Origin of the sequence: Ruficoccus sp. ZRK36, assembly GCF_019603315.1 — a bacterium.
In the GTDB taxonomy this organism is placed as follows: Bacteria; Verrucomicrobiota; Verrucomicrobiia; order Opitutales; family Cerasicoccaceae; genus Ruficoccus.
The window spans coordinates 3,534,031-3,553,440 of record NZ_CP080649.1 but is presented as its reverse complement, the minus strand read 5'-3'; the positions used below and the strand labels follow the sequence as shown (position 1 = coordinate 3,553,440).

The 19,410-nt window shown below is 60.2% G+C and carries 14 protein-coding genes; 7 read left to right on the top strand and 7 right to left on the bottom strand.

What is annotated here, in order from left to right; genetic code table 11:
• Positions 1-124 precede the first annotated feature (124 nt).
• The gene (locus K0V07_RS15485; protein WP_220622296.1) at positions 125-2,047 is read right to left on the bottom strand and encodes a glycosyltransferase family 9 protein; all 1,923 of its coding nucleotides are present in this window, start codon (positions 2,045-2,047) and stop codon (positions 125-127) included.
• 86 nt (positions 2,048-2,133) lie between these two features.
• Here K0V07_RS15485 and K0V07_RS15480 point away from each other — a divergent pair, with 86 nt between their 5' ends.
• Both K0V07_RS15480 and K0V07_RS15475 read left to right on the top strand, forming a co-directional pair.
• Complete coding sequence (locus K0V07_RS15480) at positions 2,134-3,105, top strand: glycosyltransferase family 9 protein (RefSeq protein ID WP_220622295.1); 972 nt, start codon at positions 2,134-2,136, stop codon at positions 3,103-3,105.
• Complete coding sequence (locus K0V07_RS15475; protein WP_220622294.1) at positions 3,098-3,580, top strand: GNAT family N-acetyltransferase; 483 nt, start codon at positions 3,098-3,100, stop codon at positions 3,578-3,580. The genes K0V07_RS15480 and K0V07_RS15475 overlap by 8 nt, the downstream gene beginning before the upstream one ends.
• Before the next feature lie 185 nt (positions 3,581-3,765).
• Here the strand turns inward: K0V07_RS15475 and K0V07_RS15470 are convergent, their stop codons facing one another.
• The 5 genes from K0V07_RS15470 to K0V07_RS15450 form a co-directional block, all read right to left on the bottom strand.
• A complete protein-coding gene (locus K0V07_RS15470; RefSeq protein ID WP_220622293.1) occupies positions 3,766-5,694 on the bottom strand; it encodes a penicillin-binding transpeptidase domain-containing protein in 1,929 nt (642 codons plus the stop codon).
• A gap of 147 nt (positions 5,695-5,841) precedes the next feature.
• A complete protein-coding gene (locus K0V07_RS15465) occupies positions 5,842-6,366 on the bottom strand; it encodes a hypothetical protein (protein ID WP_220622292.1) in 525 nt (174 codons plus the stop codon).
• Complete coding sequence (mreC, locus tag K0V07_RS15460) at positions 6,356-7,234, bottom strand: rod shape-determining protein MreC (protein ID WP_220622291.1); 879 nt, start codon at positions 7,232-7,234, stop codon at positions 6,356-6,358. The genes K0V07_RS15465 and mreC overlap by 11 nt, the downstream gene beginning before the upstream one ends.
• Positions 7,235-7,257: 23 nt before the next feature.
• A complete protein-coding gene (locus K0V07_RS15455) occupies positions 7,258-8,277 on the bottom strand; it encodes a rod shape-determining protein (protein ID WP_345778158.1) in 1,020 nt (339 codons plus the stop codon).
• A 124-nt stretch (positions 8,278-8,401) separates the two neighbouring features.
• Entirely contained in the window at positions 8,402-8,557 is a 156-nt protein-coding gene (locus K0V07_RS15450) for a hypothetical protein (RefSeq protein ID WP_220622289.1), read from the bottom strand.
• Positions 8,558-8,707: 150 nt separating this feature from the next.
• On the opposite strand from K0V07_RS15450, the gene K0V07_RS15445 reads away from it, so the two are divergent.
• Positions 8,708-10,204 (top strand): sigma 54-interacting transcriptional regulator, encoded by a 1,497-nt coding sequence (locus K0V07_RS15445; RefSeq protein WP_220622288.1) that lies wholly within the window; start codon positions 8,708-8,710, stop codon positions 10,202-10,204.
• Positions 10,205-10,253: 49 nt separating this feature from the next.
• Here the strand turns inward: K0V07_RS15445 and K0V07_RS15440 are convergent, their stop codons facing one another.
• Positions 10,254-11,996: a hypothetical protein gene (locus K0V07_RS15440; protein ID WP_220622287.1), complete on the bottom strand. Its 1,743-nt coding sequence runs from the start codon at positions 11,994-11,996 to the stop codon at positions 10,254-10,256.
• A gap of 321 nt (positions 11,997-12,317) precedes the next feature.
• Between K0V07_RS15440 and K0V07_RS15435 the strand changes: the two genes are divergently transcribed.
• From K0V07_RS15435 to K0V07_RS15420, 4 genes are all read left to right on the top strand, one after another.
• Positions 12,318-13,481, top strand: coding sequence for a hypothetical protein (locus K0V07_RS15435; protein ID WP_220622286.1), 1,164 nt, complete (start codon positions 12,318-12,320; stop codon positions 13,479-13,481).
• 168 nt (positions 13,482-13,649) lie between these two features.
• Complete coding sequence (locus K0V07_RS15430) at positions 13,650-14,462, top strand: polysaccharide biosynthesis/export family protein (protein ID WP_220622285.1); 813 nt, start codon at positions 13,650-13,652, stop codon at positions 14,460-14,462.
• Between the two features lie 58 nt (positions 14,463-14,520).
• Entirely contained in the window at positions 14,521-16,749 is a 2,229-nt protein-coding gene (locus tag K0V07_RS15425; RefSeq protein ID WP_220622284.1) for a polysaccharide biosynthesis tyrosine autokinase, read from the top strand.
• A 109-nt stretch (positions 16,750-16,858) separates the two neighbouring features.
• On the top strand, positions 16,859-19,318 hold the full coding sequence (locus tag K0V07_RS15420) for an O-antigen ligase family protein (RefSeq protein ID WP_220622283.1): 2,460 nt from the start codon (positions 16,859-16,861) through the stop codon (positions 19,316-19,318).
• Positions 19,319-19,410 lie beyond the last annotated feature (92 nt).

The following is a 19,410-nucleotide window of genomic DNA, read 5'->3' as shown; positions in this document are numbered from 1 at the left end:
TTGGGCTGTCACGGTTTCGTCACTGAAAAACTCAGCATCGAGGGTGCATCCGTCGCTGCGCAGGGGTTGTGAATAACTTCTGCGTAGGGGCAGCGGCACGTTTGTTGTCGGCCTGCCTCACACCTCAGGGTATCAGTTCCAGCGTGTGCTCCAGCACGGTCTCGGGGGAGACCTGCTCGATGGGCATGCCACCGGTTTCGGGGCAACCAGCGGGCTGGAGGAGGCGGGTCGGGCCGTTAAAGATCGGGCCGGTGCGCACGGGGTTGGTCGGACCAAAAATGACCAGCACGGGCACGCCTAGGGCGTTCGCCAGGTGCATGCCGCCGGTGTCGTTGCAGATGAGCAGGTCCAGCTCCGCCAGCTCCCCGGCGAACTCGACCAGCGCGGTCTTACCGGCTCGGTCGATGACCCGCTCCGGAGCGAAGTCGCGCGTCACCTCCCGGGTGATGGGGGTGTCGCGCTCGGTGCCAAAAGTGCGGATGTCGGCCTCGGGCTGAGCCTCCAGCAGTGCGGTGATGAGTGTGCGCCAGTGGGTGACCGGCCAGCGTTTCTCGGGGGAATTTTCCGTGCCGGGAATTAGGCCGATGCGCGGCCCTTTGCGTGGCGCGGAGGTCGCGGCTGCGGGTGCTTCCCATGCGAACGGAGTGAGATCGAGCTCACCCTCCAGCCCGAAGTGCCGGAAGAACTGCTCCCAGAGGCGCGTCTGGTGGACGGTGGCCTCGTCGAGTCCCTCGGGCAGGGGCCAGGTGTGGGTGAGTGAGCGCCGGGGCTTGCCGGGGCGGGCGATCCCGAAGCGCTGGGGCGCGCCGATGCAGCGGGCCTCAAGGTCGCCGCGGGTGGAGTTCGTGAAAAGCACGTGGACGTCCGGGTACTCCTCGCGCCACTGGCGGAAGGGCTTGAAGTAGCCGCTGGCGTTTTTGGCGGGCAGGGGGAGGAGGCGGTCGCCCAGCCCGAAGCGCTCCAGCAGTGGCAGGAAGTGCGGGCGTGCGAGCAGGGTCAGCTCGGCGTCGGGGCGGGAAATGCGCAGGGCGCGCAGGAGGGGCAGCGCCATGATCACATCCCCGAGCCAGTTGGGCAGGCGTATCCAAAAGCGTGTCTTGCGCGGAAAAGTTTCCCACCCGTAGAACTCAAGCGTCTCCTCGATGGCCTCGCGGCGGGCCTGCAGGCGGAAGCGCTTGCGGGGGTCGTCCTGAGTGCGCCAGCGGGCGTGCATCCAGAGCCAATCCGCGCAGATCTCATCGCTGCTTCCGAGGATGTTTTCCAGCCATTGGTTGGCGTGGAGCATGATCGGGATGGACTTGGGGGGGCAGGGCAGGATGACGACGCGGATCGTGCCTTTCCAGAACCCGGTGCGCTCCGTGTAGAGGATGGCGGAGCGGGTCTTGCTGCGCTGGGCCAGCAGGCCGGGCAGGTCGGTGGTGGAGGCGACACGGCCAAAGAACGTCGTCAACGTGCCGCTGTTACCGGCGTTCTGGTCGAAGAGTACGCCCACGAGCCCGCCGTCCTGCATGAGCTGCATGGACGCTCCAAATCCCTCCTTGCGGGAGAGGAGTTTTACGCCGAAGCGCTCACGGGTGCGCTTGACCCAGCGGTCCAGACCGGGCTGGTTGAGCGGGCGGAAGATGACCCCGACATTAAGCATCTCCTGCCCGGATATACCCGGCAGGGCCGTCAGTGCCTCCATCATCGAAAAGTGGGGGATGAGCACCACGCCTGATTCCTTCACCTGCCACGAGCGTTCGATTTCGGCCCGGAGGATGTCGTCGATGGTAAAGTGTCGCTTCAGGCGCTCCAGGGAAAAGGCCGGGGAAACCAGCACGTACAGCCCCATCTCGGCCATACGGCGGCAGCTCGTGCGAGCGATGCGGCGGTGCCACTGGCGGGGCCTGTCCGGAAAGGCATGGTGGAGATTCGAGAGCAGGGCGCGGCGACGACCGGGCAGGCCGAAGTACAGCGCGTCCCCGATGAGCTTGCAGAAGCATTCGGAGAGCCCCAAAGGCAGGAAGGCGAAAAAGCGCCCCAGGCAGTCGAGCAAAAAGCCGGTCACCTTCCCAGCAGAGCCGGATTCGGGCTCCGGCCCAAGTCAAAAATGCGGCTGGACGACAACCCGCCTGAAAGGTTTAAACTAACGGCTTGGAACTGCTCATCATCAAACCCTCGTCTTTGGGGGACATTATCCACGGTCTACAGGCCGCCCAGTCCCTCAAGGCGCAGCGCCCGGATGTGCGCATCACCTGGGTGGCGCGCGAGATATTCGCACCTCTGGCTCAGGCCTGCGCCTGCGTGGATGAGGTGATCGTCTTTCACCGCAAGGCCGGGATGAGCGGCCTGCGCCAATGCATCCGCGAGATCCGCCAGCGCCGCTACGACTGGGTCTGGGATATGCAGGGGCTGGCTCGCAGTGGCCTCATGACATGGCGTGCTCGTGCCGGAAAAAAAGCCGGGCGTCGCGACAACCGCGAGGGCGCGCGTCTGGCCTACCAACTCATGCCACAGCTGCCCGCGGGTGGGAAAGAGTCGCACGCGCTGGATATTCTTTTGCAGTTTCTGCCGCTGCTCGGGCTCGAGCCTCGGGTAGACGGGCCGCTGGCATTCCGTGAGGTAGAGTCGAAAGACCTGCCCCCCGAAGCCGCCGGTGCCGTTGTGCTTTTCCCCGGTAGCCGCCGGGCCGAAAAAGAGTGGCCGGGCTTTGCCACGCTGACGGAGCAGTTGCTCGTCAGCGAAGCCGCGCCACGCATTGTCTGGGCCGGGGATCAGGCCGTGACCGCACCGCTGGAGTGGCCGCGCGAACGGTTCTTTAACCTCACCGGCAAGACCACGCTCCCGGAGCTGATCCCGCTCATCAGCCAGGCCCGGCTGTGCGTCTGCAACGATAGCGGCCCCATGCATCTGGCTGCCGCGGTCGGCACCGAGCTAGTCGCGATTTTCGGGCCGACGCCGCCCGAGCGTTTCGGCCCATGGCCGCTCTCGAATCCCCGACACCACGTGGTGCGCGCCCCGGTGGCGGGCCTGAACGCGCTGAGCGTGGAGGATGTATTTGCACCGGTTGCTGCCGCGTTAGCGGGAGAGGGGAGCGCGACGGCTGATGGAGGCACCGATGCCTGAGCAAGGGCAGCCGGATGCGGTGACGGTGAAGCTCTTTGAGCCGCATCATGCGGAGCCGTTTCGCCGCCTGAACCTGGACTGGATCGAGCGCTACTTTGCCGTCGAGGAGCAGGATCGCCGCATGCTCGGTGATCCGCAGGCGGCGATTATCGAGCCCGGTGGACAGATCGTGGTGGCTGAGGCTGAGGGGCAAGTCGTTGGCGTGGGCGCCCTGCAGTTGATTGAGCCGGGCTACTACGAAATTGCGAAGATGGCCGTCGATCCGGCCTGGCAAGGGCACGGCATCGGACGAAAGGTGATGGCGAAGCTCATTGCGTGTGCCCGCGAAAAAAGTGCCCGCCGTCTGCTCATTTTAACCAATACCCGGCTCGGCCCTGCCCTGCACCTCTACCGCGCCTTTGGCTTTAAGGAAATCCCCATCCCCGAGGACCAGCACTACAAGCGCGTGGATATTACCTTCGGGATGGAGTTGTAAGGGCTTTATTTTTAGCCCCAGTTGAAACACGGATTTACGCGGATGAAAGAGGATTGACCCCAGAGGTTACACGGGGTGGGCAGCGCAGGAAATTGATGGCAGCGACTTAATGCTGATCGCTCGATGTACCCAATTTTGAATACAGGCTCTGTGCCCCAGTGCCTCCGTGTGAGTGAAAATGAAAATCACTCGCCCTGAGCGAGCAGGTCGGAGAGGTCCTTGTCCGCGAAGTAGGACTCGAAGATAGCGCGGGCGACCGGGGCGGCGGTTTTGCCACCGGCGTAGTGGTCGCCGGGTACGAGGCCTTCCATCACGACGGCGACGGCGATCTGCGGATTCTCCGCCGGAGCAAAGCCGAGGAACCAAGCCAGCGTGATCTTGCCGCTCGGGCGCTTGACCTGCGCGGTACCGGTCTTACCGGCGATCTGGACGCCGTCGACCATGGCAAAGCGGGCGGTGCCACCCGGTCCGGCAGCAGCCTCCATGCCCTCGACGATGGCACGGTACTCTTCGTCGCTCAGGCCGAGCGGCTCACCGCCGTGGTCAACGGGCTTCTGAGCCGGATCGTGGAGCAGGGTGACGCGGGTGCGTGTCTCGCGCCGGGCCATGGAGGCGGCATAGGCGGCCATCTGAAGCGGTGTGACGAAGAGGTCTCCCTGGCCGATGGCGACGTTGGCGGTGTCGCCGGGGTTCCAGTTGCGGCCGTCGCGTTCCTTTTTCCACTCGGGGGTGGGGACGATCATGCGGGTGGCCTCAAAGGGCACCTCGATGCCGGTGGGCTCACCGAGACCGAGGCGCTTGGCCTCGGCGGCGATTTTGTCGATGCCGGTGCGCAGCCCGACCTGGTAAAAGAATACGTTGCTGCTCTTTTTGAGGGCCTTGCGCAGGTCCACCTCACCGAAGCTGGCATGGCTGTGCTCGGGAAAGAGCCGGTTGCCGACGCGGTAGTGGGTGCCGCACTGGAGGATCTCGTCCGGCTCCAGCACGTTGTTACGCATGGCGGCGATGGCGGTGATCATCTTAAAGGTCGAGCCGGGTGCGTAAAGGCCCTGTGTGGCACGGTTGTAGAGGGCGCCTTCCTCGACGGCCTTATCCCAGGCCTCCTGCCGGATAAAGGGGGAGAAATCGTTCAGGTTGTAGCCGGGCTTACTGGCCATGACGAGCACCTCGCCCGTTTTAATGTCGATCGCCACAGCGGCGCCGGTCTTCTCGCCCATGGCCTCCTCGGCGGCGAGCTGCATGTCGATGTCGAGACTGGTGATGACGTCGTTGCCCTGCTTGGCGGGGATCTCGACCAGTGGTTTGTCGTACTGGAACTGGAAGCGGTCCACCACCCAGATTTCGCCGCCGCTGGTACCCTGCAGCTCCTTGTCAAAGGCGCGCTCCAGGCCGTTTTTGCCGACCTCGCTTTTATAGTGAAAGGTCTTTAAATCCTCACCGGGCAGGGCATCTTCCTTCAGGCCGGTGGGGTTGGCGACGACATAGCCGAGGGTGTGGCAGGCCGTCGGCCCAAAGGGATAGTCGCGGGCAGTGTCGGTGTAGATGTCGATGGGAGAGCCTAGGGGGAGCTGCTCGATCAGGCGGGCGTACTCCTCGGGCTCCAGATCGCTGGCCAGCGGAAAGGGCATGAGCAGCTTACTCCAGTAGTGCCGCTGCAGGTCGCGGATGCTGACGGTCTTGTCGGTGCCGAGTACGGCGTTGATCTGGTCGGTGTAGCGCTGCAGGACGCGCTGGCGAGACTCCCAGCGCAGCTCTTGCCAGTCGAACCGAAAGGGCTCGTTTGGGTTATCGGCGCGGTGTTTCTCGCGCATTTCATTGAGCAGCTTCGAGTACTCCTTGTCGAACTCCTCGCGCAGCTCGCGCAGGTAAACCACGGCCGAGAAGCGCGGGCGGTTCCCCACGAGGATGTTACCGTGCCGGTCGAGGATGTCCCCGCGTGGTCCGGGCTGGATCACCCGGCGCATGTTCTGGCGCTCTTCCTTCTGCTTCCACTCGCCGCGCAGGATGAGCTGCCGCCAGGCCAGGCCGCTGGCCAGCACAAACACCATCACCCCCAGCGCGACGAAGAACATGTTCAGGCGCGGGTTCCACTGCTTGAATTTGTCGAACTGCATGGAGGAGCGTGAAGGAGGGGACGGAAATGAAAAGAGGGTGGGCGACGTCGGTCGTGTATTCAACCCTCGCCACGTGGGGGGCGATATTAGGCTGCTTAGTCAGTCATAATGCTACTGACTACCTTCGCACGGATAAAGTTCGAAAAATCACGCATTTTCCGGTGCGTGCGTGTCGCAGCCGCAGATGACGAGCAGCCAGCGCTCCCAGCTCAGGAACCACCAGCCGATCAGGGGCAGGGCGAGTGAGGAAAACAGCAGGTCGCTGCCGATGCGCAGCCAGTAGAGGCCGTTACCCATCAGCGGGCCAGCCAGTAACAGGCTCTGAGCCACGATCAGAAAGGCATTCACGCCGAGGGCGACGAGGATCAGCTGCCCCAGTCCGGCTCGCCCGATGCTGTGGCGCATGTTATAGAGAAAAGCCGTGACCAGTGCGAAAAGCAGTGAATGGAATCCGAAGTTAACCGGCAGCGGGGCGTCGATCAGCATGCCGGTGACGAAGACCAGTGCCAGCGCCCAACCCAGGCGCAGGCAGGTGATCGGCAGCAGCAGGTAAAGCGCGCTCAGGCTCAGGTACACCCCGTGGGTGCCGAGCGTGTCATTGAGCATCTGGAGCAGCCAGTACAGGAGCACGTTACTGCCCAGCAGCAACCAACCGCGCAGATCAATTTCCATCGCTCGCCTCCTGGCTGGCAGACGGAAGCTCGACGGCGGTGGGCATCTCAATCGGGATGACAACCGCGACTTCGCGCAGTGCGCCCAGGTCCGGGTTGAGCTGGACGCGTCCCTGCTGGAAAAAACCGTCCGAGCCGGGAGTCAGCTCCACAACCTCACCGATGGTCAGACCTTCCGGGAAAATCCCGCCCAGTCGCGACGAGACCAGACGCAGCGGCTGAGAAGGTGAGACGCTGACGGAGGCGGGTACGTTGAGCACCTCGCCCATCGGGTTGCTAAAGGGTGGGTTAAGCAGACCCTGATAGGTGACGGGGCGATCTTCGCCCACGACATTCGCGGCCATACGGAAACCGCTGCTGGAGATAAGCTCGACGATGGCGGTGTTGGCGTGAACTTCGCGCACGCGTCCGACTACGCCCCCTTTATAAATGACGGCGGCCCCGACCGGAATGCCGTGGTTGCGGCCCTTGCGGATCGTGATCTGCTGCCACCAGGCGGTCATATCCCGCCGGGCGACACGGGCCACCTCGTAGCGGAAGTCCGGGTGGGAAGGCAGGTCCAGGAGCGTTTCCAGTCGCCCGATCTCCGCGCCGAGGGCGCGGTTATCCTGCAGGCGGACGGTGAGGCGGGCGTTTTCACGGGCCAGGTCGCGCCCGGCCTCGATCATTTCGCGCTTGGACTGGCCGCGCATCGTCCAGTAGCTCTGCAAGTCCTCCAGGTGGGACTCGGCGATCATCATGGGAGCCTGAAATTCGTAAAACCCGGTCTGCATCCAGCGCTTGATGAGGACCGGCGCGACCCACCAGGCTACCAGAAAAACCAGCAGCACCACGAGCGGCTTGAACTGGCTCAGGCGTTTAAGGGCCACGGTGTGTGCTCCTCAGGGGAGGCTCAGTTAGAGTCTTTGAGCCACCAGGAGAGGTCCTGCAGCACGATGCCTGTACCGTTGGCCACCGCGCTCAAGGGATCCTCGGCGATGATGACGGGCAGGCCAGTGGCTTCACTGAGGAGCTTGTCCAGATTGCGGATCATGGAGCCACCTCCAGCCATGACGATGCCACGGTCCACCAGGTCGGCGGAGAGTTCAGGCGGGCAGCGCTCCAGCGCGGAGCGGACGACCTCGATGATGGAGTTAAATACGTCGGCCAGAGATTCGCGAATCTCCTGGGAGGTGATGTGCAGGGTCTTGGGCAGACCGGCGACGGAGTCGCGGCCCTTGACCTCCATGGTCAGCTCCTCGTCCAGCGGGTAGGCCGAGCCGATGCGCATCTTGATATCCTCAGCGGTGCGCTCACCGATCATGAGGTTGTAGGCGCGCTTCATGTACGCCATGATGGCGTTGTCCATTTCGTCGCCGCCGACGCGCAGGCTGCGGGTGAAGACCACACCGGCCAGAGAAAGAATCGCCACCTCAGTGGTACCCCCGCCGATGTCCACGATCATGTTCGCGGCAGGCTCCTCGATGGGCAGGCCCACGCCAATAGCGGCTGCCATCGGCTCCTCCAGCAGGAGCACTTCACGGGCACCGGCGTGGATGGCGGATTCCTTGACGGCGCGACGCTCGACCTCGGTGATGCCCGAGGGAACGGCTACGACTACGCGCGGCGGTACAAATTTCGTGTTGTGGGCGACCTTCTGGATAAAGTGCCGCAGCATCGCCTCGGTGATCTCAAAGTCGGCGATGACGCCGTCCTTCATCGGGCGCAGGGCGGTGATATTACCCGGCGTGCGGCCCAGCATGCGCTTGGCCTCAATGCCGACAGCGCGCACTTTTTTCGTGTTGTTATAGACGGCGACTACGCTGGGCTCGCGCAGGACGATGCCTTTATCACGCACGAAGACCAGGCAGTTAGCCGTACCCAGGTCGAAACCAATGTCGTTGGATAGGAATCCTAGCACGTCGATATACACACCGCGAAGGGCCGCCTTGTCAAAGGCATTTTATTGGTGGGCAAGAGGATATTTCTTTCCGGGGTGTGAAATCGGCCCGTCGGTGGGGGCTGCGCTGCCGGGCGTATCTCTCATGGGAGGACTTTTACAGCTTCACGCCCCAGTTGATCAGGAAGTACACCAGCGTGAAAACGCTCAGGCAGAGCGGGATGCTCAGGTGCGGCAGGATCTTGGTGCTGATCGAACCGGTGGAGGTGTTGGGGTTGGTGTTGGTCGTGGTGGAAGTGTTTTTTGTTTTCATGCCCTTCCTATAACTCGCCCCGTGCCAGTTTCTGGCGTCTGTGTTTTAAGTATTTGATGCATATTTACTTAAATATTTAACCGTCTCACTGTGGCTGCTTTGGTTTGAATCTGTTTGACGTTTAGTGGTCGTCGGACGTACAATTTATGTATGGCAGGTAATTTGTTTCCGAAGGCAACGACTGATCAGGCCCGCGCCTACGCGCAACTGGCTTTTCTCAATCCCTTTGAGGCGCAGCGTTTCGAGATCGAGTCGGAGGTGTTGACCGATAAGGAGCAAGAGCTGCGGGGTTTGCCGCGTCTGGAGGCAGTGCTGGCCGGGCTGGATCGGCTGCTGGAGTCTGCCCATCTGGCCTATGCGGCCGGCAGGGGGCGGGCATCCGAGCGCGAGCACTACCAGCAGATGGTTTTCGTGCGGCTCTTTCACCGCTTTATCCCGGATTTTGATAAAATCATCGAGGAAGCACATGAGCGTGGGCATGCCGCGCTCCGGGCCGGCTTTTTTGATCGTTTTCAGCGTGAGGCCGAGGCTGCGCTTCCGGGCGGGCTCATCGGCCGCTATGCCGGGATGGAGCTTGAGCGGCTCTTTGCGGTCTTTTTCCAGATACGCCGGGCCTATGTGCACATTGAGCGCTATATCATCGGTCAGTCCCCGGTCGCGAATAGCCTGCGGGCGCGTATCTGGCAGTCGATCTTTACGCACGATATGGACCGCTACCAGCGTGTGCTGGCGGACCGGATGGGTGATGTGATCACGCTCATCACCGGCCCCTCCGGCTCGGGTAAGGAACTGGTCGCGCGCGGGGTCGGCCTGTCGCGGTACATCCCCTTCGACCCGAACACCCGCAGCTTCACCGAGGATTTCGTGAAGGCCTTTTACCCGATCAACCTCTCGGCGCTCTCGCCCACGCTGATCGAGTCCGAGCTGTTCGGCCATCGGCGCGGGGCCTTTACTGGCGCGCTTCAGAACCGCCAGGGCTACTTTGAGACCTGCGGTCCGTTCGGCACGGTCTTCCTTGACGAAATCGGTGAGACTGACCCCGGCATTCAGGTCAAGCTCCTGCGTGTGCTCCAGACCCGGCAGTTTGTGCCTATCGGCGAGACAGACCCGAAGACCTTTACCGGCAAGCTCATGGCCGCCACCAACCGCGACCTGCCGACCGAGATTCAGGCGGGGCGTTTTCGTGAGGACTTTTACTTCCGGCTCAACGCCGACCGCATCCGTACGCCCTCCCTGCGCGAGATCCTCAATGGCTCGCCGCGCGAGCTGGAGACGCTCGTGGCCTACATCGCGCGCAAGTTCGCGGGGCCTAAGGAGGGCGCGAAGCTCACGGACGAGGTCTGCACGACGATTTCGCAAAAGCTGCCAGCCGACTACCAGTGGCCGGGTAACTTCCGTGAACTGGAGCAGTGCGTGCGAAATATCACCGTGCACGGCGATTACCAGCCCGAGGACCTTTCCGCACCCGCTGCCGGGGAGGGGATTGCCGGACCCTGGGCACGGGGTGAGCTGACCGCTGAGCAATTGCTGGCTCGCTACGTGGCCGAGCAGTATGCCCGCATCCCCAACTATGAAGAGCTGGGCCGTCGCCTGCAGCTTGATCGTCGGACGGTTAAAAAATACCTCCAGATATCTGGTGACGCTTGAGCGCAGCGATAAAAAATCCCGCGCAGTTAGCGCGGGATTTTGAAAAGGCTTATTGACTCAGCGGGTCCGGGTCCGTCGGAGGCGGTGGTGGAGGATCTTCGGGGTCAGGAGGTGTGGGGCCTCCACCAGGTGTTGGGCTGCCTCCGGGGGAGCCGCTGGTGTCGCTATCGTTGCTGCCGAACTCCACCCCGTCAACAGGTTCCAGTGCGTTACCCATGACATAGATGTCCCCGAAAATGCTGATTTCGTAGATGCGTAGCCCGTTTGAGGTTTCGCTGCCGTCAGCGCCTGTCTGGCCAAGAAGCGTCAAGGGTGAGGGCGCGAAGAACTGCGGTCCGAGCTTGATCGGCATCAGACTGCTCTGGGTGCCCTCTACGGCCTTACCGTCGGCGGCGGGCCGGGCAATCTCTTTAACCTGGCTGGGGCTGTTGAAATTACGGCGGAAACGGATAATGCACCAGCGTCCGGTGATCTCCTGAAACTCAATCCGGAAGGAGTTCATTCCACCGTCTGAGACATAGGTCAGGTTAGGCTTGGTTTCGTGGAAAAACTCCTTCGGCAGGCGGGTGAGCTTGATCGGGATTTCGTCCGTGGTATTCGAGTTGTCCGGGAATTGTCCGAGCTGGGACAGGGCCAGCCATTCTCCCAGTGAACCTGTGGCCGAGGCCAGGTAAAGGGTGGGGGAGCGGTCCGAGGACTCCAGGGCAGAGGTTTCGGTCCCGGTTGGGCCTGATTCGCCGATGATTTCCGCCGGCGGCTGTCCAGCAGGCTGCTGGTTGGTTTCCTCGGTCTGCATGCCATCGGGCAGCTTGTGCACGAAATACATTTCGAATAAGCCCGGATCAGAGCTGAAGAGCATGGACATGCGGTTGACGTTGCGCTCCTCCATCATGTCCATGATGACGACGGTTTCCGGCTCCTGCTTGAACTGACAGATCGTCTCCAGATCATCGTCGATCATGGCGTTGCTGTAGCGGGGGTCGCCGGAGCTGACGAAGCTTACACGAGCGCCGCTGTGCAGGGTGGCCCAGTCATAGCGCATGGGGCGGTACTTCTCGCGCTCCTTGAAGGGGAGGGCATCCAGCTCTTTTTGGGAGAGACTGCCACCAGCCAGACGCATCTGGGAAATTTTCAGGTCACCGTAGACGGAGAACGGGCCGATGTCTCCATGGGCCATATTGTCGACGACCAGCATGATAAAGCGGGTGTCGAGCGCGCCGAGGTAAAGTGAGACCTTACCATCACCCGAGAAGGGGACGATCGGCGAAGCGGCCTTCCACTGGCCCGAGTTGGGGTCTTGGAGGACATCCGAGTAAAAGACCTGAGCGCGGCCACGGGCCCCGTAGTTCATGAACTCGAACATGTTAATCATCCAGTAGTCGCCCAGATCGATCACAAATTTATACGAGTCCAGGTACAGCGGGTAGCGTGCATCGGGGTCCTTGGTCAGGAGGGAGGCGGCGCTGTTTTTGTCAGAGTAATCCTCTTTAACGGCCTCAAGGTGGCCGGTTTCATAGGTGTAGAGGTGGGCACCCATGATCCAGCGGGCCAGATTCATCGGCTTGTCGAGCATCTCCTCACGCTCGATTTCCTCGACCTCGATCATCTCGTAGGATTCCTCTTCGTATTCAGCCTTGGGGCCGACCTGAGCGGGTAGATCCGTACTGGCTGCGAAGTCATCCGGGCTCAGGAACGCTCCCGGGGCCGGAGAAGCCGTTGCGCCGGGTATGTCCACCTCGGGCAGGGCTGCGGCGTCTTCAGCATGGGCACTACAAACACCGGCGGTGAGCATCGCTACTGCGACCGCCGTGCTTCTGGTTAAGAATCTGGTGGTGAATGAATGCATCAAAATAGACTCTTTTCTCTTAATAATCCTCTTTCGGCGTTTTCGCAAAACAATTAAGAAATTTCGAAGTTAGCCGAAATGTGTAAAATGGTTTTAAAAAAACGTACTCCCCGTCGTGTGGCCGCTTGCCATCATCCGGTTAAACTCCGTAGAGATTAGAGCTTCCGGAAGATGCGATTATTCCAGTGCTTCAGCGTGCGACGTCTCGGGCGGGGACTTTTCCTCCGTGGGGCGGGCTGTGCCTGCCTTTTATTTTTGCTGCTAAGCATGCTGGTTGCGCCCTCCTCCGTACACGCGCAGGGTGAAAACCTGCGGACGGGGCCGGTCTATTTCGACTTAACCGGTCAACTGGGGTTCGAGTACAACGACAACATCAACGGCTCGACGAATTACCCCCTGGCGGATTTTATTATCAGCCCTGGCGTTTCATTGGGGAGTCGCTGGCGTATCTCGGATTACAATACCCTGAGCATTCAGCTCGGCCTGTCATACTCCATGTATGTCAATCACCCTGAACTGAGCTCGATTAACAACTTCATCAACATTTCTCCCGACACCAAGCTGGCGTTCTCGTTTTTTATCGAAAACTGGGAAATCGAGCTGTTTGACCGTATCTCCTATACGATCGACCCGACAAATGCCCTGTTGGTTGATTCAAGCGGCAATATCGTGCCGAATGTCGACCGCTACGGGCGTTTCACCAACATCGCCGGGATCAATGTCGAGGCCGACTATAACGACATCGTCGTCTTTGCCAGCCTCTCGCGCACGGATGTTATCCCGACGCAGCAGCAATTCAATTTCACGCAGAGCTCGACCTATACCTTTTCGGCTGGGCCGCGTTTTCTGGTTTCGCCTCAACTGACCACGGGTTTCACCGGGGGCTTTTCGTACGTCGATTATGCGGATAACGTTAACAACGACGAGTGGACGTACTTTCTGGGGCCGATGGTGGTCTGGCAGGCCAGCCCGCTGCTGAATATCCAGGCCAGCGCGAACTATACCTACTTTAATGTACAGCAGACCGGTACCACGGGGGACCTTTCCCAGCCTTCGGGCATGCAGTACAATATCGTGTTTACGCACCGCCTCAGTGAGCGGTACCAGCATTCGCTCAGTTACATCAAGGTGATTCAGGCTGGCTACCTCAGTAATGCCACCACGACGGACTCTATCGGCTACTCGGCTTCCTACCAGCTTTCACGCCGCTGGGTGCCGAATATTGCCCTGACCTATGACTGGGGGGAGGACTCAGGCGGTCCGGCTCAGGAGATATTCAGCGGCTACAGCTTTCGCTTCGGTTTCGACTACCGTTATTCGCGTCAGCTCAGCAGCACTTTTTCCTATATTTTTACGCATCGTAACTCAAATCTATCTGAGCGTACGTTTTCGCGCAACCAGGTCATCCTCGACTTTAGCTACGATTTCTAAATTTTGCTTAATTTACGGGCTTTTTACCCGAAGAAAGGGTATACTGTTTTTTTATTTAGGGAAGTTATGCCCAGAATTTTAGTAATACTATTTGCCCTATTATTGGGCCAGGTCGCTTTGGGATTCACCGGAGCGGCACCGTTCGACACAGGCGGTGATGTCAACACGATGGAACTGCTCGATGACACGGTGCCGATCAAGGTCGGCGACAAGCTCAGCTACATGGTGGCTGAGGACCGTGAGCCTGCCAATGTCGTGCTGGTCGACGAAGACGGTAAAATCGACGTGCCGCTCATCGGTAAGGTGCCTGCCGCCGGACTGACCTCGCGCCAGCTGGCGCAAAAGGTTAGCGATGCCCTGGAGGTCGACTACTATTATAAGGCGACGGTGCACATCTCCGAGTACAAGGACCTCTCCAACCGTGGCCAGATATTCCTGCTCGGCCAGGTCGTGCGCCAGGGGGCGATGACGATCCCGCCCGGCGAAGTGCTTACGGTTAGCAAGGCCATCCTTCGGGCCGGTGGTTTTACCCAGAATGCCGACCCCACCCGTGTCAGCCTGATCCGTCAGAACGGACCGGAGGGCAAAGAGGTCAAAACCGAGATCAACGTGGCGCGCATTCTGGAAACGGGTCGCCTCGAAGACGACCTGATCGTGCAGTCGGATGACTTTATTTTCGTCGCCCAGGCGGGTGACTCCAGTGGTGAGTATACCGTCACCGGTGCCGTGCGCGGCCCCGGGATTTATCCGCTGCCCATGGGCACGCAGATCACCCTCAGTCAGGCCATCTTGAAGGCTGGCGGCTTTAACGAGTTTGCTTCCGAGGGCTCGGTCAAGGTCATCCGCTATGATGAGAACGGCGAGCGCAAGGAGTTTGAGGTGGACGTTGGTGAGATCCTGGAAGAGGGATTGAAAGATAATGACCTCTTGCTCCAGCCCGATGACCGTGTCATCGTGCCGGAAGCCTGGGTGAAGTTCTAACTTTAGGGAATAAGCGAAGGATTCAGGGGTCTGACCTGGTCAGGAGAAAAACAAGTACATGGCAGAATTTGGCACACAGCAGCAATCTGAGGGCGATTTCGATTGGTCCGAGATGATGCATTCGTGGTTCTTTAAGGGCCGTATCGCCTTTAAGCGCATGTGGTGGGTCTTCTTGCTGACGATTGCGCTCGGCATGATCTTTCAGGCCTACAAGGGCATGCAGCAGAAGCCCATTTACCAGTCCCGCGCCAAGATGATTGTGGACGGGCAGATCGTCCTCGCGGATAAGTCTGCTGCCCAGTATAACGAGGTGTACGCGAATTTCTACGGCACACAGGTCCAGCTCATGACGAGTACCCTCGTGCGCCAGAAGGCGGCCGAGCGGGTGCAGGCTTTGCATCCGGAGTACAAGCCCTGCCAGGTGTCCCTCAATGTCTCCCAGTCGAAGGACGCCAACATCTTTAATCTCAGTGCCTGGGGCTCGGAGGGGAACTACACACAGGCTTATCTCGATGCGGTGATGGAGGGCTATCTGGACTTCAAGCACGACCGCCGCGCCAACAAGGCCAAGGACACCGTCTACTCGCTGGAGGAAAACCTGCTCGATACTCAGCGCCAGATCGAGGACCTCGAGCAGCAGAAACTCGATTTCCAGAAAAAGAACAACATCATCTTCGTGCAGGAGCAGGGTAACACCGCCGGTGCGCAGCTGGCGGCCCTCAAGGACAAGCAATCCCAGCTAAAAACGCAGTTGCGCCTGCTGGAGGAGATTGATTTGGACCGCTTTGTCGAGGAGGGGCTGCCCCCCGGTGATGAGCAGGCACTCGTCGAATCCGTTTTGACCGAGACTGATAATGAGTACGGGCAGGCTCGCCGCACGCTTGAGCGTTTTCGTGCCGAGATGGACGAGTTCTCCATCTACATGAAGCCGAAGCACCCGAAGATCATTGACCTGCGGCGTGAAATCGAGCGTCAGGAGAACCTGCTGAAGATTATCCGTCGCCAGACCCTGAATCAGGTCGTCAACAAGAAGAAGATTCTCGCGGGCGAGCTGGCCAACCTCAACGTGGTCATCCAGGAGTCTGAGCAGAAGGCCCTCAAATTCAGCACGCTGATGGCGGAGTTTGAGCGGATCAACTCCCGGCTCTCCAGCTTTCGTGCCCGTCATGACTCCTATCTGAAGATGCGCGAATCGCTCTCCCAGAGCGAGAACATCCACCAGGAGCCGGTCAGCATCCTTGAGTACGCAACTTCGCCGAGCACGATTCCGATCAACAAGTTTAAGCAGATCACCACGGGCGGCTTTGTCGGCCTGGCTCTGGGTATCGGTATCCTTTTCGCCTTCGCGATGATGGATAACCGCCTGGTCTCGGTGGAAGATGTCACCCAGCGCTTTCAGGCCCCGGTCCTGGGGATTATTCCGCTGCAGAAGCAGCGGCAGGGAGAGGTTAATCTGCTCCAGCCCAATGACGACCGGCTCATGTTCGCCGAGTCCTGCCGAAACATCCGCTCCTCGCTCTTGTTTATGGACCGGCAGGGGCCGCGCCCGCAGACGATTCTCATCACCAGCTCGATCCCGGCTGAGGGGAAGTCCACGCTTTCCTGTAACCTGTCCATCACGCTCGCCTTTGCCTCTTCGAAGACCTTGATCATCGATGCGGACTTGCGCCGCGGTAAGGTGCACCGTGCCTTTGGGCTCAACAACGATGTCGGCCTTTCCGAGTTGCTCAACGACGATGAAATCAAGACCGAGGATGTGATCCAGCAGACCTCCTATGAGGGGCTCGATATGATTTCGACCGGTGAGTATCCGGAGCGACCTGGTGAGTTGCTGATGAGCACGCGTTTTGACAATGTGATGGCCGAGCTCAAGCAGCGCTACGACTACATCATTCTCGACTGCCCTCCGGTTCTGGCCACCGATGACACGCCTTCGCTCGCCACCAAGGCCGACGCAGTGCTCTTCATCATCCGCTCGACCTACACACGTACGCGCCAGATCAAGTCCGCCGTTGATACCCTTGAGTTGCGGGGGACCAAGATCCGCGGCTTCGTTCTGAACTTTGTCGATAACCGCGAGCCGAACCACTACTACTACAAGTACTACGACTACTACTCCTATCGCTCCTACGCTCCGAAGGCCGGGAACCGCGAAAAGGAGCGCAAAGGTGCTGGGGCAGCCAGTAAGGATGGAGCCAAGCCAGTAGCTGCTGCCTCCAAGGAGAAAAAAGCAGAAGTGGCCGGTGAGCTGACGGATAAATCAGGGGCCGACGAGGCTAAAAGCTGATCCTTCGGAGTCGTCTTCGCGGTTGTCTCTGACGATCTCATTGACGATGAGGATGAGTGGGCTTTTCGCGGTTGCGAAGCTGGGCTAAATGCTCCACGTTTCCCACTTTATGCCCAGCTCTACATCCAGGCACCGCCGTCGTCTATCGAGGGGTCGTATCCGTGAGGAGCGTTTGAGCTACCGGTTTGGTTTACTGTATCAGAGCCGTCTTCGGTTACTGCTCCTGCCCACCTTCATCTTTCTGGTTATTTTAGCCGGAGGTGGGATGCCGCTCTGGGCGCAGGCACTGGTCTTGATCGTCGGGGGCATCACCGCCATCAAGGCCCCTCCTCATAGCTCGCCGGGGCGTGGTTTTGACTGGGCCGTGCTCGCTCTGGTACTGGCCTCCTGTCTGGCCTTTCTGCCTGAGTCCTGGCTGGGGATGCCCGCCTGGCGCGAGGGAGCGCACAACCTCGGGATCGAGCTGGCCCGTACGGTGGCTCCGAGCCCGTATCGTGTCGGCGAGGGTCTACTCCTGCTCATCGGCGGGATCCTTTGGTTTTACCTCATCTGGCAGTGGAAACCGCAAGCCGATGAATGTGGCCGCGCCCTCTGGTACATTACCATAGTAGTGGCACTGATGGCGCTGGCGGTGTCGATTGGCACCTATTACGGGATCAAGTACCCGCTCGGCAGCTCTGCGCGTGTATTTACCTTTTTCGAGAACCGTAACCAGATGGCGACGGTGCTGGCGATGGGAGGCATCCTGTCATTTGCGATGGCGATGCAGTCGATGCGCAAGGGGCGCATGAAAGGGGTCTGGCACCTGTTGTGCACGCTGCTGATCTTCGTCGGTTTAGTCTTTTGCCAATCCCGTGCCGGTGTCCTGTTATTCTGCCTTGGGTGCGTACTTTGGTTTGTGGTGCGCCTGCGTGTTTCTCGCGTGAACACGATGTTCAAGGTGGGAGCGCCGATTTTCCTGCTGTGCATTTCTTTGTTGGTCATTTTCGGTAAGAGCACGCTGGAGCGCTTCTCTCTGTGGGAAAAAAACGATACGGGCGGCATCGCGGAGATGCGTGTCGGCGTCTATCAGGACGCCTCTAAAATGGCGATCGAGCAGCCTGTGGCCGGTGTCGGGCTGGGGAACTTCCCGGGTGTCTTTCCGCAATACCGTGACAAGGCAAAGGTCTTCCAGTCGATCATCCATCCGGAGAGCGACTGGGTCTGGGTGATGACGGAAACGGGTTTTACCGGCTTGGCGGCGCTTCTGGCTGTTCTGGTCTTTCTTGTGCTCCGTCTCTTTCCCTTTGGGGAGGACCGTACCGCCCCCTTGCGTGCTGCGGCAGCCATCGCCTTTGTTATTTTCGTGCTGCACAGTCTCTTCGATGTGCCAGGGCACCGCCTGGGGACGTTCATGATGGGCGCGATGATGTACCGGCTGGCTGCTCCTATGCGGGCTCCGCGCGGGAAAGGTCCTCTGCTGGGGCGCTGGCCCTGGCGTCTCATCGGCTTGGTCTGTTTGGCTGGAGGGCTCTTCTGGCTGGCTGCATGGCTGTTGGACTTACCGGTTCACTCCCGTATCGTGAAGCGCCAGGCGATGGCCCGGGTGGCCGATGAGGTCGAGCTCAGGACCCGCGACGCTGAGGCTATTCTGGGTGTCCTTGACCGTGCGATCGACTTTGACCCGATGGGGTGGTGGTACTACAGCTCGCGGGCGACTACGCGGCTGAACCTCCAGCGTGACAGCAAGGGGGCGCTGGCAGATTTTCGTAGAGCCCGCTTCCTGGATAAGACTTCCTCCGAGGTCTCCTTTTACGAGGGCAAGGTTTGGCTCAACTACGACAACCGTAATGCCATGGCCGCTTGGCGGGATGCGCTCAACCGTGAGGACCCGAACCGTCAGGACCTTTTCCGCAAGATGCTGGAGGCCGCCCATACTTCGCCGCGTTTTCAGCCGAGTCTGGCCATGTTGACCCGCTTTGATGATGATTTCCGGTACGCGTATCTGATGCAGGCCAATGACCAGGATTTTCAGCGTGAAATTCCCAACGACGTTCTCGTCTCGCCGAAGCTGGAGAATTTTACTCCCGCCCAGCGCCAGGAACTCCTCGAAAAATGGGCGTTGCGTGGAGACCGCGTCGCGTTTCTTGAGTACCTGGATGCCAACCCCGGGATCGTCCCCGAGGAGTGGTACTACCGTGCCGTGGCTGAGGCGGGAGAGGGGCATTATGAGTCGGCGGTGGCAGACTTCGCTCCGCACTTAACCCCGCCAAAGGTTGTCCGCTCCCGGCAGTATATCGGCGTGAGCATGGAGGAAAACGAGCGCGTCTACAATAGCTCCCCCGGCGACATCGTTCGCGGGATGATCCTCCTGGATATGCAGGGCCGTGCAGGAAATGACCGCGGAGCCCTACGCACGGCAAATCTGATGCTGAAGCAGAGGCATGTGCCAGCTGGTGTCTATTACTGGAAGGGCGAAGCTCTGCGCCAACAGGGCGAGTATAAGCAGGCCTGGGAAGCATGGTCCACCTACTGGAAGCTCTCCGCCCGGGAGGCTGATAAACAGCTTGAGCCTGAAGAGGCTCAGTGATCTCGGGTAGCGGAACATCTTTAGGCTCACATCCTTGCTTATCGCTGCCGCAGGGATCCTTTAGCGGCTATGCTAGCGCCGGTTATGTCGCT

Bases quoted from the DNA above. Each gene is read 5' to 3' on its own strand.
- K0V07_RS15445 (WP_220622288.1), top strand. From the start codon at position 8,708: ATGGCAGGTAATTTGTTTCCGAAGGCAACGACTGATCAGGCCCGCGCC.
- K0V07_RS15470 (WP_220622293.1), bottom strand. From the start codon at position 5,694: ATGCAGTTCGACAAATTCAAGCAGTGGAACCCGCGCCTGAACATGTTC.
- K0V07_RS15475 (WP_220622294.1), top strand. From the start codon at position 3,098: ATGCCTGAGCAAGGGCAGCCGGATGCGGTGACGGTGAAGCTCTTTGAG.
- K0V07_RS15450 (WP_220622289.1), bottom strand. From the start codon at position 8,557: ATGAAAACAAAAAACACTTCCACCACGACCAACACCAACCCCAACACC.
- K0V07_RS15425 (WP_220622284.1), top strand. From the start codon at position 14,521: ATGGCAGAATTTGGCACACAGCAGCAATCTGAGGGCGATTTCGATTGG.
- K0V07_RS15465 (WP_220622292.1), bottom strand. From the start codon at position 6,366: ATGGAAATTGATCTGCGCGGTTGGTTGCTGCTGGGCAGTAACGTGCTC.
- K0V07_RS15420 (WP_220622283.1), top strand. From the start codon at position 16,859: ATGCCCAGCTCTACATCCAGGCACCGCCGTCGTCTATCGAGGGGTCGT.
- K0V07_RS15440 (WP_220622287.1), bottom strand. From the start codon at position 11,996: ATGCTCACCGCCGGTGTTTGTAGTGCCCATGCTGAAGACGCCGCAGCC.
- K0V07_RS15430 (WP_220622285.1), top strand. From the start codon at position 13,650: ATGGAACTGCTCGATGACACGGTGCCGATCAAGGTCGGCGACAAGCTC.
- K0V07_RS15435 (WP_220622286.1), top strand. From the start codon at position 12,318: ATGCTGGTTGCGCCCTCCTCCGTACACGCGCAGGGTGAAAACCTGCGG.